This is a genomic window from Vibrio tubiashii ATCC 19109, from assembly GCF_000772105.1.
Taxonomy (GTDB): domain Bacteria; phylum Pseudomonadota; class Gammaproteobacteria; order Enterobacterales; family Vibrionaceae; genus Vibrio; species Vibrio tubiashii.
Genome location: NZ_CP009357.1, coordinates 84,029 through 97,281 on the forward strand (window position 1 = coordinate 84,029; position 13,253 = coordinate 97,281).

The 13,253-nt window shown below is 49.6% G+C and carries 16 protein-coding genes and 1 pseudogene; 11 read left to right on the forward strand and 6 right to left on the reverse strand.

All coding sequences use genetic code 11. From position 1 onward, the window contains the following. Positions 1-25: 25 nt before the first annotated feature. Genes IX91_RS24680 through IX91_RS24690 form a run of 3 tightly spaced genes read right to left on the reverse strand, consistent with a single transcriptional unit; the run spans position 26 to position 1,755 of the window. Positions 26-343, reverse strand: coding sequence for a hypothetical protein (locus tag IX91_RS24680; protein WP_004748895.1), 318 nt, complete (start codon positions 341-343; stop codon positions 26-28). Positions 344-359: 16 nt separating this feature from the next. Further along, on the reverse strand, positions 360-845 hold the full coding sequence (locus IX91_RS24685) for a hypothetical protein (RefSeq protein ID WP_004748896.1): 486 nt from the start codon (positions 843-845) through the stop codon (positions 360-362). After that, entirely contained in the window at positions 835-1,755 is a 921-nt protein-coding gene (locus IX91_RS24690; protein ID WP_004748897.1) for a hypothetical protein, read from the reverse strand. The genes IX91_RS24685 and IX91_RS24690 overlap by 11 nt, the downstream gene beginning before the upstream one ends. Before the next feature lie 114 nt (positions 1,756-1,869). Here IX91_RS24690 and IX91_RS24695 point away from each other — a divergent pair, with 114 nt between their 5' ends. The 7 genes from IX91_RS24695 (at position 1,870) to IX91_RS24725 (ending at position 6,376) form a co-directional block, all read left to right on the forward strand. Next, positions 1,870-2,118, forward strand: coding sequence for a hypothetical protein (locus tag IX91_RS24695; RefSeq protein ID WP_004748898.1), 249 nt, complete (start codon positions 1,870-1,872; stop codon positions 2,116-2,118). Between the two features lie 400 nt (positions 2,119-2,518). Further along, on the forward strand, positions 2,519-3,622 hold the full coding sequence (locus tag IX91_RS24700) for an ATP-binding protein (RefSeq protein WP_004748899.1): 1,104 nt from the start codon (positions 2,519-2,521) through the stop codon (positions 3,620-3,622). Between the two features lie 15 nt (positions 3,623-3,637). Beyond that, positions 3,638-3,907, forward strand: a complete 270-nt coding sequence (locus IX91_RS24705) for a cold-shock protein (RefSeq protein WP_004748900.1) — start codon at positions 3,638-3,640, stop codon at positions 3,905-3,907. 209 nt (positions 3,908-4,116) lie between these two features. Then, positions 4,117-4,713, forward strand: coding sequence for a hypothetical protein (locus IX91_RS24710; RefSeq protein ID WP_004748901.1), 597 nt, complete (start codon positions 4,117-4,119; stop codon positions 4,711-4,713). Positions 4,714-4,756: 43 nt separating this feature from the next. Further along, positions 4,757-5,158 carry a hypothetical protein gene (locus IX91_RS24715; RefSeq protein ID WP_004748902.1) on the forward strand — a complete coding sequence of 134 codons (402 nt, stop codon included), beginning with the start codon at positions 4,757-4,759 and terminating at the stop codon, positions 5,156-5,158. A gap of 5 nt (positions 5,159-5,163) precedes the next feature. Then, the gene (locus tag IX91_RS24720; RefSeq protein WP_004748903.1) at positions 5,164-5,739 is read left to right on the forward strand and encodes a hypothetical protein; all 576 of its coding nucleotides are present in this window, start codon (positions 5,164-5,166) and stop codon (positions 5,737-5,739) included. A 10-nt stretch (positions 5,740-5,749) separates the two neighbouring features. Continuing rightward, the gene (locus IX91_RS24725) at positions 5,750-6,376 is read left to right on the forward strand and encodes a DUF1173 family protein (protein ID WP_052123156.1); all 627 of its coding nucleotides are present in this window, start codon (positions 5,750-5,752) and stop codon (positions 6,374-6,376) included. 58 nt (positions 6,377-6,434) lie between these two features. Here IX91_RS24725 and IX91_RS24730 read toward each other — a convergent pair whose 3' ends face one another. From IX91_RS24730 to IX91_RS24740, 3 genes are all read right to left on the reverse strand, one after another. Next, positions 6,435-9,413, reverse strand: coding sequence for a Tn3 family transposase (locus IX91_RS24730; protein WP_000985631.1), 2,979 nt, complete (start codon positions 9,411-9,413; stop codon positions 6,435-6,437). A 103-nt stretch (positions 9,414-9,516) separates the two neighbouring features. Beyond that, positions 9,517-10,161 carry a recombinase family protein gene (locus IX91_RS24735; RefSeq protein ID WP_041944862.1) on the reverse strand — a complete coding sequence of 215 codons (645 nt, stop codon included), beginning with the start codon at positions 10,159-10,161 and terminating at the stop codon, positions 9,517-9,519. Next, complete coding sequence (locus IX91_RS24740) at positions 10,158-10,433, reverse strand: hypothetical protein (protein WP_004743239.1); 276 nt, start codon at positions 10,431-10,433, stop codon at positions 10,158-10,160. The genes IX91_RS24735 and IX91_RS24740 overlap by 4 nt, the downstream gene beginning before the upstream one ends. A gap of 731 nt (positions 10,434-11,164) precedes the next feature. Here IX91_RS24740 and sul2 point away from each other — a divergent pair. The 4 genes and pseudogenes from sul2 to IX91_RS24765 all read left to right on the forward strand — a co-directional run bounded on the left by sul2 (position 11,165) and on the right by IX91_RS24765 (position 12,992). Continuing rightward, entirely contained in the window at positions 11,165-11,980 is an 816-nt protein-coding gene (gene sul2, locus IX91_RS24750; RefSeq protein WP_001043260.1) for a sulfonamide-resistant dihydropteroate synthase Sul2, read from the forward strand. Between the two features lie 86 nt (positions 11,981-12,066). Next, a pseudogene (gene glmM, locus IX91_RS24755) lies at positions 12,067-12,309 on the forward strand (phosphoglucosamine mutase); the annotation flags it as partial. 126 nt (positions 12,310-12,435) lie between these two features. Next, on the forward strand, positions 12,436-12,714 hold the full coding sequence (locus IX91_RS24760; protein ID WP_004743242.1) for a CopG family ribbon-helix-helix protein: 279 nt from the start codon (positions 12,436-12,438) through the stop codon (positions 12,712-12,714). Continuing rightward, positions 12,702-12,992, forward strand: a complete 291-nt coding sequence (locus IX91_RS24765) for a type II toxin-antitoxin system RelE/ParE family toxin (RefSeq protein WP_004743243.1) — start codon at positions 12,702-12,704, stop codon at positions 12,990-12,992. The genes IX91_RS24760 and IX91_RS24765 overlap by 13 nt, the downstream gene beginning before the upstream one ends. The last annotated feature ends 261 nt before the right edge of the window (positions 12,993-13,253 follow it).

A 13,253-nucleotide genomic window follows, 5' to 3' on the forward strand; every position in this document is an offset into this window, starting at 1 on the left:
TGCCATTGCCAAATAGGCAGTCTGATTAATCTCTTCTCTCAACTGTGATCCACTCTGCTGAGACCTCGGTATTGCTGGTATTGCAGTTGTATCCCTTGGGAAAAGAGGAGTTAACCTGGTACTTATTCTCAATCGCCTCCAGAAGGGTTTTGAGCATATACTTTGAACCTATCGGCGTACCAGGTGTTCCCGCAAGACGGGATATACCGGAAGAATTTGTGTATATCACTTCCCCGGAATCGCTAACCTTTAGTCCTTTAATATATTCTGCCTGACACTCGACCGATGCTGTTGCCATGTTGGAAGTCATTGCCAGCGTTGTTATCAATAGAAATTTCTTCATGATGCATCCTTGGAGTTTAACTGCTGTTAGGCTTGTAGAGTCCTGCTGCACCTCGAAGCGCAGCAATTAGTAGGTTACTGTCTGAATATTCCGTTTGTTTCTGAAGCTGAGACAGGACAAGGCTCGATACCTGGAATGTCTGACCAATAGGGATTGGCAGCGCAAATGCATTACCGCTTCCCTGTGTGGCAGAGACAAAAAGCTTATTGGGTTGTCGCTCGATGAAGATGCCCTTGCCACTGCGCTTGAAGTGAGCTTTGGGAAGATAGCCAAGGCATACGGCAGCCATGATCGGCAACTCAGTGTCGCTCAATTGAACAGTTATCTTCCTCGCCCAGATGACGTTTTCACCTTGTCTCGGGGCGACATCGAGATTTACCGTATGTCCGTGCGGTACGCCTTTCACAAGAAGCGGGGTGGCCTCGACCGTTAGAGCTGCATTGGAGCCAAAACAGCGAACTTTTGGCTGATCTGATGGGCTTAATTCAGCTTCATTGTGCATATCGATACAGGTCCAACGCCAGAATAAGTGGCTCTTCCTCGATTCCAGATTCTTGGGCCGGGCGTCGTCGTTGATCGCCAGGATTATCTCGCCAGAATTTTCTGGGTAGATTTTTCTGTTGTGCAATCACGACCCCTGAAATAGGGCATGATTTTCTGACGATGCTGCCATCCTCAAGGTAGGCATAGTTTGCACGGAGCTGATTGGGTAGCGTTGATTTCTTCACCAGAATCTCGCCTGGATTGCATTTGTTTAACAAATCAACGGCAGTTTGAGACGCACCCTGACCAGGTAGCTTTTTTGCCATCTCGATAGCTTCCTGGAGAGTAACCTTCTTGATCCGGGCATGGTTAGTCGCCCACGTCCAGCTAAACACATCCAGCGCCGGTGGCATGATTCTGATCTGTGCGTAACATCTCTTGAGGTCTAGCGAGCCGATACCAGCAGTGCCCATTGCCTTCTTGAGTGCCTCAGTCCTGTAACCTTTTTCGGTGACTTCATCCCTGATCAGCTTGGAGATTCTCGATACAGAAGCGTCAGTCTCTTTCTGGAAATTGCGTATGGCCATCACCGCATCTTTGAAGGCAGCTTTTGCGGCGTTCAAATGTTCCACGGCAGCTACCGTTTCCGGTGAGGCACAGACAATTCCTGCTTCTGGCACATGCTCCCCCTCATCGGCCACAAACAACTGCGTCATCGACTTAATAGCCGCCTCCCGTGCTTCATTGGACTCCTTGTCCTTGTCTTCCATCCCGAACGTGGGGATATAAACGGGGTAGCTTTCCCGGTCCGAACGGACCGCGCCACTTAACGTCAGGCAGGCCTCGGCCAACACCTGGTAAGCCTCGTAAAGCACCCTGATGTATTCCGCAGGTAAGACGGCTGTATTGTCATGAGTTTGGATATTCATTCCACCACCACACTGGACAGCAAGTCCAAATTACATTAGTAATATGTATAGAATACCAGATAAGCAAATGTAAGCCAGTCTTGCAACGAATATTAATCACTGAAGGAATTGAATATGCACACCATTGAAATGGCTCTCAATATGCTGCGGATTGGACATCTCATCGAATGCGAGATCGTACCGTCCGACAAGGAAGTAGGAGCATATAACGTAGTGACGATTGCCCAGCAGGGACAGGGCGGCGATCGTTACCTAGTTACGGATGACGCTGGGCGAGTGATAGAGTGCAGAAGCACAAGTTACGCAAAATCAGTCGCAGCAAGGATAGGTTTTCAGGATGCCCAAATTAAGGCAGCATCCTGAAGCCAGGCCAAGACAGCATAAATAAAACAGGTATACTATACCAGATCAGCAAGGGGTATTCTTTATTGGTGCCACACCCCAGCCTTCGTGCAAAATTCAGATTGCGCCCCTTCTTTTTCCTTACCTTTCCTTTATTTTCCTTCTGTTTCCTTGGCACTCGCGAGGCTACGCCTCCCGGTGCAGGGGTCAATCAGTAAGGTAGGGATTACTCGGGAGTGTCGATCGGAGTGAGGGGGTGAGGCTGGCGCTTGGTCGCTCCCTAATGCTGATCTGGTATAGTAGTTGTTATCAAAAATAGCTCGTAGGACTTGAATTACGCGCAGTTACCTGTATTATGCGTAATTATGCAATTGGCGCGTAATCCCGCGTAAGTCACAAAACAAATATAGAGGTCCTTTTTATGGAAGGGTGGCACTATCCACGAACAGAGCTGGCAGAACAATACCTTGGCCTACTGGCCCTCGGTATCTCATCAAGCCTAGCGATCATAGCCCCTCGACGTAAAGGAAAGACGCTATTCATCCTTCAGGATCTCGCGCCACTATCGCAGAAGAAAAACTACATCCCTGTCTATGCGAGTCTATGGCAAAACATCAATGCCCCCCATGAAGGACTGATCGCAGCCCTGGAAGATGCCATTGCGGCGCTCGATAAAAAAGCGACCTTCAGCCGGTTGCTCAAGGCCAAAATCAAAAAGACCACCGTAAGCAACGAGCTGCTGGGGAAAATGGAAGTAGAGTTTGCCGACAATCCGAGTAAACCAACCAGCAAAGAACTCGCCTATCTCGATCAGTTACTCAGTATGCTGGTCGAAAAGGCTGGCAAGAAAACGGTTTTGCTACTGATTGATGAAGTGCAACATCTTACAACGTCCACCCAGTTTGACCCGCTTGCTCACACGCTCCGGACCATGCTGGACAAGCGCCAAGGCAAGGTAAAAAGCATTTTTACCGGCTCCTCCAGACACTATCTGGATCTGCTGTTGAACGAATCAAAGTCACCGTTCTACCACTTCGTTGAACAACACGATTTTCCAGACCTCGATGATCAATTCATTGAATTTCTGAGAGACAAGCTGGCTAAAAACCACCAGATCACTATTGCCATTCAACCATTACGCAAAGCCTTCCTGGACTTGGATCAGTCACCGTACTGGATGATGAAGCTGATCGCCCAAATGATTACCTTCAAGGCTACTGTTGAGGAAGCCTTGGAATATGTGCTTCAGCTTATGGAAGCAACCGAAGATTTCGAGGGCATATCAAAGAGACTGAAGCCGATCGACCGGCTTGTGTTTCTGGCGCTTTGCAAGGGTACAAACCCCTTCTCAAAAGAGCTAATGGCGAGAATAGACAAGGAAACCGATGTTAAAGGCGTCGCTTCTAATATCCAGCGAGCCATCAAGCGTCTATCGGAAGCCAGTCTAATCAGCCAGACCCGAAAGGACGGGTACAACATTGAAAAGCCCGGTTTGAAGCGCTACTTGGAACAGCAGCACCAATAAGAAGGAGTCTAACGGATGCAGACAACGGTTAAACGATGGTTCACCGACAAAGGATATGGATTTCTGCACAATGGGGGTGATGCCCCAGACATCATGGTCCACGCAAACGAACTGAAAAACTGCCAGTACTTGCGTCCAGGGAGGACAGTGGAATTTGAATGCCACATCAACAGCAAAGGCCTGGTGGCTAAAAACGTCAGACTGGTTCAAGACCAGCCTAAAGCCCCCAATCAACGCCATTCACAGCAGTATCCATTCCAAAGATCCGGCTATGGAAGGTACTAGCGCCATAAAAGGGTACATCCTCGATGACCCTTTTTTTATTGGTTTTCATTCGATGACCGGGATAATCCCACGCTACACAGGTCTATCCAAGACTTCTATGTGCAGGTGTCTCCTGGCTCGATGCTCATTCAGCAACCTGGTTTGCCGGGTTGCTAGTTTGGCACCTCGTAGTAACGTTTAAATAAACCACTCTTTATAGGAGAACATTCATGAAGTTATCTGCACTTTTCGGCTCTTTGGCCTTGGTTCTTATCGTTAGCGGCTGCGCCTCCAACCAGCACGTTTACTCTTCTGATGGCAAATGCCTGACCTGCTGGAACAACCCTATTACCGGCAAGCCCATCAACCATGATGGTAAAGCTAACCAGGAACAAACAGCACAGGAATCACAGGTAACCCAGACAACGACTACCGAAACTACCGTTGTAAATACCACTACCGCTAAGCCAACTGAGCACAAAATCGCATTTACCGTGCCAGTGAATGTGGATGTCGCGTTCCTCAAGATTAAGAAAGAATTCAACTACTACACCGAGCAGGAAATCCGTCAGGAGTGGGGGAGCATGGCCGAAGCCAAAATGCAGACTTTCGCCTACGCCTACGATGCTACTCCTTCGGTTTACTACCACATGCGTGCCGATCGCAACCACGATGGCATTCAGGCAATCATCGACAGCCAGATCGAGAAGCAGTCTGACAAGGAAAGCAAAATCACGATCACTTACTGGCTAAGAGATAAGTCTGTTAATGCCAGTCAGTTTGGCGAATCACTGAAAAATCGAACCAGAAAGGCATTAAACATCTAACACCGGGAGGGGGAACCCTCCCTCTTTTATTTTGGAGTGATGAATGATCAGAACAATAATTGGCTTCATACTGGGAGCTGTTGCGACCTTCTACACATTGCCCTTTATTGAGTCCGGTACCGGTAAACTACCAAGACCGGCTATCGGTGACTGGTTTTCGTCTGACAATAACAATCACTCCTCAAACATCATCAACTCAGTACCACCTTCCGATTATCGCCAACATGCTGACAGCAAGCTTGCGGCAGAGGTCATGACGGCCATCTCCGTTACCAGAACACGCGCCCTCAATGACCAGACATCCGATTACGTTGTAAAGCTCATTACAAACCTGATTGAACGCGAACCAGGTATTCAGTCATTCGTCCGTGAGAGACTCGGAAACGGCCTGACAAATCGGGAGGCACTTGAGATCTTTGAAAAGTACTACTCGATCCAAGGATGAATCGTATGAAGGCCCTTATCGAAATCAATGTCTATGGCGGAAACACACTATTAGCCACGCTTAAAAAGCATGATGACCTGCCAACTGGGATCTACTCCGACCGCCCTGTGAAGTCGCTGATTAATCTCACACCTGGCATTCAAGCCAATGTGAAGCTCCAGATAGAAACTGTCTCATTGAGCAATGATGACACTTCGCTCCTGGTTAGCGATAAACGCCTCCAAGTATCGGAGCTTTTACAGACCCTGGGGGTGCAGAACTTCGTGGCCTTTGTAAAAGATGCAGAGCATCATGGTTGGATAGTGGAAAAGTACATCGACGGTATCAACCAATATTTCCACTTAGATCACAACAATCAGCCACTATCAGCTCCTGCCATCTTATCGGAAAACATCCTTACCTTGTTTCTGTTCATTCTCATGGCAGCAACTCCTGCCGTAGTTTTGAAGTTTATGAGCAGTGGCTATTTGGGAAGTCCTTTCTGGGTGTTTGCCCTGTTCTTAGGGCTTACTTCAGTCGTGTATTTTCTCTCGTTCGGCGTCATGCAGTATATGAGGACCAGAGGGGAACCAATATTCTAAGGTGGCAACCATGACACAATACTCCATCGGTGATTGCGTTCTCGAACGTTCCGATCCTTTATTTGAAGAGGCGCTGGCCAGCGCCTACAAATCTCGCGAGCGCCCCTTGTGCCTTTGCTCAACTCCCGGCGTGCCAATGTATATTGCTCGCACCGGCGACAACAGCTATGTGCTGAAGCGAATGCCAAACAGTGGCCAACAGCATCATCCAGACTGTGATTCCTACGAGATCCCGGCTGAACTCTCCGGTCGTGGAGCCGTTGAGAACAAGGCTATTTCAGAAGACCAGGAAACAGGAATAACCAATCTGAAACTGGACTTCACCCTCTCAAAGGTTTCTCTGAATCGAACGATTAGCAAGGGTGAAACCAAAGAACCCACTGCGGTCAAAGCAGATCCCACCAAGCTTACCATCCGATCGCTGCTCCACTTCCTCTATGAAGATGCAGGCCTTAACAAGTGGGCACCAAACATGGAAGGCAAGCGCTCCTGGTATGTGATCAGAAAGTACCTCCTACAAGCAGCGCAAAACAAAGTCACCAGAAAACACCCACTAGGAGAAGCACTGCTGATCCCAGAGCAGTTTTCTCTGGACCACAAAGGGGTTCTAGGGATTTTCCCCTCTAAAAAGACATAATCCTCTGTAGACCACACCAATAAATGGCTGCGGAGGTGGTTTACTTTCAGCTTGGAGCCTAATCATCCACTATCGGCCTTGTTATTTCGCCAATATTGGGCAATTTCCCAGTATTAGTGAAGTTATACGTTCCGCTTAAGTTGATATTTTGCCACGCAACGGGCGAAACAGCACGAGTGATACCCGCTTTCTCTTCATCTCCTCTCGCTTCAAAGTGTCCCAGAAGATGACTCAGTATCGCGGAGTTGAAGTAGATGATCGCGTTGGCAAGCAATCTTGCGCATTCATTCCAGATAGCGATTTCAGACTCGTTTTTGCCACGGAACTGATCACCATTCACCGACGCAATGGCTCGTCTAAGGAAGTGCCATGCTTCTCCCCGGTTCAGGGCACGTTGCACATACTGCCGCAAACTGGCATCGTCGATGTAGTCAAGTAAATATTGCGCTTTAACCAGTCGATTATACTCCGTCAGAGCCTGTAATATTGGGTGTCCAGAAGGGTAACCAGACAACTTTCTTACCAGCATTGCTTGTGTCGTCCGCTTTGTCTGAAGTGACAGAACAATACGCCTGATATCTTGCCATCCCGTTGTAATAACATTCGTTCTGATAGGCTTCTTTAGCGCCAGTATGGTGCTGCCTTGTTCACTTTCAGTCACATCAAACAGATCATTGATGACACTACTGAACTGCGCGTATCGCGGTGCAAAACTGTAACCGCATAGATCCAGTAAGGCGAAGTTAACATGATTGACACCGTGTGTATCTGTCGAGAGTACGTCAGGTTTGATTTCACTGCTGTTGGATTGTAACAGGTCATAAATATAGTGTGATTCGTGCTCGTTGGAACCGATGATCCGAGCATTGAGGGCGCTGTGGTTGGCCACCAGTGTCATGGCCGTGATCCCTTTGTTGGTGCCGAAATACTTAGAGGAGTACCGGGTTTTAAAGGTTTCCAGATGGGTTTCGAATTTCTGACCATCCGCACTGGCGTGCAACTGGTCCTCCTGAATATGGTAGTGGCGGAAGATGGGTAGCGCTGCAACCGCATTATTGATCACGTCGCTGGCGTCATGCAGCGTTTCAGGCCGGATATAGTTGGCCTGCACCGTACTCAGGTGTTCATAGCTTCGATCGGAGATCTGCGCCATGCCATACACACCACGGTGAGTGGCGTTGGCAATCAGAATGGCCAGTAAATCATCCTGATGAGTGAACCCTTGTTTTTGTATCGGAAGTACATGAGTCAGACATTTCATGAACCCGGTTTCGCGCTCTACATACCGCAGTACATCCGCGATACCGACCGGTTGCATTCGCTTAAAAAAGGGATTGTTGACCAGAGATGTAGCGCTTTTGGTCGGCAGACGCCAGCGGGTACCGGTACGATTTTTCATGATCACATTTCGATTGTCTCCCTCATCAATATGGAGAGCAACGTCTTTGAGTGCACTTTCCAGCCGGTGTTGTTTCTCCTGTAACAATAACTCTGCGGGCTGTTTTAGTCTGTCCAGTGTTGATGAGGCCAGCAAGGTATCCTGCGATGTCTGGGGGATCAGGTCGTCTTCCAGTGCGCGGTATTTGGTAACATTTGGCAAATAAATGCGTCCATTCAGTCGTGAGGTTAACTGCCGGTAGAGCAGCCATTCGTAACGTTGCGGGTTAACGTTATCCTGTTTAACCAACCATGGGAGGTGCTTTTTCGGGATGAGCGACGTATCCATCGTCTTCAGTGGTCCACCGAATGCGATTTCCGTCTGCATCTGTTGAAGTTGGGCGACGACGGCTTCTGAGCCTTTACCGGCCTCACATTCAAGACACAAAAACACCTGCCTTAACAGTTGCTCCAGGAGATTGCATTGTTCATCGTAATGTTGCCACTGGTACTCTTCCACGGTCCGTTTCTGTTTTTTCAGGTAAAGGCAGAGGGTCTGGATATCCCTGTCATTCATGACCTTCAATGCCTGTTGTCTGACTACTGAGAAGGGTTGATTATCATCAATGTTCTCATCCACAAACAGATGCAGTAACTCTGCCGCTTTCGTGACATTGTCCGCGGCTGACTGCCAGGACAGGAACACTGCTTGTTGTGCAAAGGTGTTGGCAGCTTCTTGTTGCTTGCGGATATGGTAAATGAACCCATCAGTTAACCGTTCCAGTGCCAGTTGTATCCGCTCTGTCAGGTGACATAGCAACCATAGATGCTGCTGTGCGCGTTTGAATCGTTTGAGTTTACTACCGTAATAGTTGATGAGCTCACCGAAGTGTTGTCGATTTTTAAGAGACAGATTAAGCCCATCGATAACGCCATTGATTTGCGTGCGCCATGGCGCTAACTGATGATAAAGGGCAAGCTCTTTTTTAAGTTCAGGTACGGTCAGACTTTTTGCACCGCCTCTGAGCTGGTTCAGGCTTAGTCCGTCATCAATGGCTGTTATGCTGTCCAGAAAGACGTGAAGTTCAGGACTGGTGAGTTGATTAAGTTGGTGCGCCAGGTCTTTTCTGACCTGCTGCATCGCTCTGCTTATCAGTCTCTGGAGTACGGTGTACCTAGGGATAGCAATGCTGTGACTGGTTAGGAATTCAATAGCAGTATCAAAGAGGTAACGCGGCTCCAGCCAGGCATTGCCCACCTGAACAAGGTGGTCGAAAAGAGAATTGAAGTGCTGACTTTCGTCCCATTTGTGATAACCAGCAAGGTCTAATACTTTTGCGTAGAGTCGATCTTTTTGTTTTTGTGAGGGAGTGAATGGTCTGAGCCCCTTGCCGCCAAGCAGCTCTTTACTGATGAACATTAAATCCTTAGAAACCTGCGAGTAAGCGATATCTAGGATGACGGGCTTTGATTTGAAGTATCCCAAAATCGCGACAAAGTAACATCTATGAGCTCTGAGACGAATTGACCGAAAAACTGCCAATTCCGCATCGTTCAGAGAAAAGTACAGACGTTGTTCTTCGATTGAAAAAATGGGTGGGGAATAAAGATCTGCCTGTTCTGCTCTCGTGAGAATAGTAATTTCGTTTTTGATGGCCATATCAGGGCTGTTCCGTATTAAATGTACGATATTTACCTAATTTGCCACACTTATAAGTAGTAACCCACCTCCGCAGCCATTTATTGGTGTGGTCTACAGAGGATTAAGTCTTTTTAGAGGGGAAAATCCCTAGAACCCCTTTTTGGTGCTTGGACCAAACAAGTTTAACCTGACTTTCACTACAACCGGCCAGCCGTGCAGTTTCAGCAATCGTATGGTTAGGCCGCAGCTTAACGATAAGCTCATGTGTTTTGTGGTCAGCCTTTCGCCCCCGGTACTTGCCTTTTTTCTTCGCCTGGCTGATACCCTGTCGCTGGCGTTCCCTACGGTCCTCGTAATCATCGCGGGCCATCTGCAAGGACAGCTTTAAAAGCAGCTCCTGAACGGCCTCCAGAACGATCCTGGACACTCCTTCGGCACCGGCAACAAGGTCGGTCAAATCGACAACGCCGGGCACGGCCAACATAGCCCCCTTGCCTTGTATCGTAGCAATCAGGCGCTCCGCTTCCGGCAGGGGCAAGCGGCTGATACGGTCTATTTTCTCCGCAATTACCACGTCCCCAGGCTGCAAGTCCTCGATCATGCGCAGCAGCTCGGGGCGATCTGCACGCGCTCCCGACGCCTTCTCTCGATACACTCCGGCCACGTAGTAACCGGCAGCCCTGGCGTCCAGAATAATCCCCTCCTGGCGTTCCAGGTCTTGCGAGTCGCTACTGACTCGCAAGTAAATCCGGGCATTCTGTGTCATTTTTCAGACTCTTCATTGTTCCTCCTGGTTTGCTTTGCTTTTTTCTGCTTCTGAAAAGCGAAGGGCACACAGCTTGCCGTAACCAAGAGAACACCAATACCCCCCAGTAATTGACTGAATGTGTATCTCACGCCGAAGAAGGTGACAGCAGTTGCACCCACTGCGAACAGAATCGTTGGAATGAGAAAAGCCAAACGGGAGGCGAAAGTATTTAGCGGGCCGTCAGTCAACAGCCCCTCTACCTGGTGCTTCTTCAAAAAGTAGTCGCTCATGGCTAATCACCTTCCTTATTGTCTGACCAGTTGTAATTTCCGTTATCGTCCAGAACATTCCTTATAGCTTCTTTCAGTTGCGACAAGTGCTCAATAGCGCAGCTTGGTATCGGTCAGCATGTACCTTGTCCTTCTTCGTCTCCGATACCATGCTGAAAAAATCTCGAATTTATCGTATTTTTTCTTACGAAACAGTAACTTATAGAATATTAATACCATGAACACACAAAAGAACGCAGCATGGTATCGGCATCAATCATGGCATCGCCAAACCATAATACCAGCTTTAATGCCATGCTCAAACGGTGCTTGGCGCTTCCTCCCGTTGCCAGATCGTGCCAAACACAAACAAAAAAAAGCCCGCAATTACGCGGGCTTAGCGGCATTTCATGCCATCAGGTGCCTGGCTGTGCCAGACGCGGAATCATTCCCACTCTATTGTAAACAAGACATTTTTATCTTTTATATTCAATGGCTTATTTTCCTGCTAATTGGTAATACCATGAAAAATACCATGCTCAGAAAAGGCTTAACAATATTTTGAAAAATTGCCTACTGAGCGCTGCCGCACAGCTCCATAGGCCGCTTTCCTGGCTTTGCTTCCAGATGTATGCTATTCTGCTCCTGCAGCTAATGGATCACCGCAAACAGGTTACTCGCCTGGGGATTCCCTTTCGACCCGAGCATCCGTATGAGACTCATGCTCGATTATTATTATTATAGAAGCCCCCATGAATAAATCGCTCATCATTTTCGGCATCGTCAACATAACCTCGGACAGTTTCTCCGATGGAGGCCGGTATCTGGCGCCAGACGCAGCCATTGCGCAGGCGCGTAAGCTGATGGCCGAGGGGGCAGATGTGATCGACCTCGGTCCGGCATCCAGCAATCCCGACGCCGCGCCTGTTTCGTCCGACACAGAAATCGCGCGTATCGCGCCGGTGCTGGACGCGCTCAAGGCAGATGGCATTCCCGTCTCGCTCGACAGTTATCAACCCGCGACGCAAGCCTATGCCTTGTCGCGTGGTGTGGCCTATCTCAATGATATTCGCGGTTTTCCAGACGCTGCGTTCTATCCGCAATTGGCGAAATCATCTGCCAAACTCGTCGTTATGCATTCGGTGCAAGACGGGCAGGCAGATCGGCGCGAGGCACCCGCTGGCGACATCATGGATCACATTGCGGCGTTCTTTGACGCGCGCATCGCGGCGCTGACGGGTGCCGGTATCAAACGCAACCGCCTTGTCCTTGATCCCGGCATGGGGTTTTTTCTGGGGGCTGCTCCCGAAACCTCGCTCTCGGTGCTGGCGCGGTTCGATGAATTGCGGCTGCGCTTCGATTTGCCGGTGCTTCTGTCTGTTTCGCGCAAATCCTTTCTGCGCGCGCTCACAGGCCGTGGTCCGGGGGATGTCGGGGCCGCGACACTCGCTGCAGAGCTTGCCGCCGCCGCAGGTGGAGCTGACTTCATCCGCACACACGAGCCGCGCCCCTTGCGCGACGGGCTGGCGGTATTGGCGGCGCTGAAAGAAACCGCAAGAATTCGTTAACTGCACATTCGGGATATTTCTCTATATTCGCGGTTCAGCAGGCATGTCCCCTTTGAGGGCGACCCGACGACAGGATAATCGACCTTATGGTGCGCAAATATTTCGGCACAGACGGTATTCGTGGCAAAGCCAACGAAGGCGCGATGACGGCGGAAACCGCCTTGCGCGTCGGCATGGCGGCTGGCCGTGTCTTTCGTCGCGGTGACCACCGCCATCGTGTCGTGATCGGCAAGGATACGCGCCTGTCGGGCTATATGCTTGAACCCGCGCTCACAGCCGGTTTCACCTCGATGGGCATGGACGTATTCCTTTTTGGCCCGCTGCCGACAACGTATAGGAAGAATTTCGTACGTACGAAATTTTGCCGGCCATCGCCTGGAAGGCCTGGCCATCGACAGACCTGCCGATCTGGCCTATAGTAGTTGCAGGTATTACCTCTAACTACGGAGGCCATCATGGCAACACCAACATCCATCAAGCTCGATGACGATCTGAAAGGGCGGGTCCAGCATCTGGCCGATACTCGTAGGCGCTCGGCGCACTGGCTCATGCGTGAAGCAATCGAACAGTACGTGGAGCGCGAGGAAAGGCGGGAGAGCTTCAGAAGAGACACGCTCAAGGCTTGGGAGGACTACCAGGCTACCGGCTTGCACGCGACCGCTGGCGAAGTGGAGAAGTGGCTGGCCAGTTGGGGAACGGATAACGAGGTGCCGGCCCCGACATGTCACAAGTGATCTTCGCCCCGGCAGCGATCCAGGACCTGGAGCGGCTGCGCGAGTTTCTACGGCCCAAGAACCCCACAGCAGCGGAGCGGGCCGCTAAAGCCATCATCCAGGGTGTCCAGGCGCTCGGAGAACTGCCGCGCATTGGCCGCCCCATTGAGGATATGCCCGAGGAGTTCCGGGACTGGCTGATAGACTTTGGTGATAGCGGCTATGTCGCACGATACCGTATTGATGGTGACACCGTTGTGGTGTTGGCCATCCGTCACCAGAAAGAAGCCGGCTTCTAATTTTTCGTGCGCACGAAAAAACGCCCCACCTGATTCAATCAATATCACGCCTTCAATGACCCTCATCAGGGTCATTTTTTTTGGATTGTACAATCCAAAAAAATAAAAATTTCGTGCGCACGAAATAAAAACAGAGCCTTATCTATTTACATTAACAGATAACGTAAACACTTGATTCCATTAATATAATACAGCAGCTGTACTATTGCGTTAGTAGTGATAAAGCCTATAATTTTCTTCTAAAGGCTAGGTGATTTTTGG

What these genes read in the sequence shown, in the direction of transcription:
- IX91_RS24705 (WP_004748900.1), top strand. Translation starts at nt 3,638, where the DNA reads ATGCAGACAACGGTTAAACGATGGTTCACCGACAAAGGATATGGATTT.
- IX91_RS24720 (WP_004748903.1), top strand. Translation starts at nt 5,164, where the DNA reads ATGAAGGCCCTTATCGAAATCAATGTCTATGGCGGAAACACACTATTA.
- IX91_RS24725 (WP_052123156.1), top strand. Translation starts at nt 5,750, where the DNA reads ATGACACAATACTCCATCGGTGATTGCGTTCTCGAACGTTCCGATCCT.
- IX91_RS24740 (WP_004743239.1), bottom strand. Translation starts at nt 10,433, where the DNA reads ATGAGCGACTACTTTTTGAAGAAGCACCAGGTAGAGGGGCTGTTGACT.
- IX91_RS24710 (WP_004748901.1), top strand. Translation starts at nt 4,117, where the DNA reads ATGAAGTTATCTGCACTTTTCGGCTCTTTGGCCTTGGTTCTTATCGTT.
- IX91_RS24695 (WP_004748898.1), top strand. Translation starts at nt 1,870, where the DNA reads ATGCACACCATTGAAATGGCTCTCAATATGCTGCGGATTGGACATCTC.
- IX91_RS24735 (WP_041944862.1), bottom strand. Translation starts at nt 10,161, where the DNA reads ATGACACAGAATGCCCGGATTTACTTGCGAGTCAGTAGCGACTCGCAA.
- IX91_RS24700 (WP_004748899.1), top strand. Translation starts at nt 2,519, where the DNA reads ATGGAAGGGTGGCACTATCCACGAACAGAGCTGGCAGAACAATACCTT.
- IX91_RS24730 (WP_000985631.1), bottom strand. Translation starts at nt 9,413, where the DNA reads ATGGCCATCAAAAACGAAATTACTATTCTCACGAGAGCAGAACAGGCA.
- IX91_RS24765 (WP_004743243.1), top strand. Translation starts at nt 12,702, where the DNA reads ATGTCACAAGTGATCTTCGCCCCGGCAGCGATCCAGGACCTGGAGCGG.
- sul2 (WP_001043260.1), top strand. Translation starts at nt 11,165, where the DNA reads ATGAATAAATCGCTCATCATTTTCGGCATCGTCAACATAACCTCGGAC.
- IX91_RS24715 (WP_004748902.1), top strand. Translation starts at nt 4,757, where the DNA reads ATGATCAGAACAATAATTGGCTTCATACTGGGAGCTGTTGCGACCTTC.
- IX91_RS24760 (WP_004743242.1), top strand. Translation starts at nt 12,436, where the DNA reads ATGGCAACACCAACATCCATCAAGCTCGATGACGATCTGAAAGGGCGG.
- IX91_RS24685 (WP_004748896.1), bottom strand. Translation starts at nt 845, where the DNA reads ATGCACAATGAAGCTGAATTAAGCCCATCAGATCAGCCAAAAGTTCGC.
- IX91_RS24690 (WP_004748897.1), bottom strand. Translation starts at nt 1,755, where the DNA reads ATGAATATCCAAACTCATGACAATACAGCCGTCTTACCTGCGGAATAC.
- IX91_RS24680 (WP_004748895.1), bottom strand. Translation starts at nt 343, where the DNA reads ATGAAGAAATTTCTATTGATAACAACGCTGGCAATGACTTCCAACATG.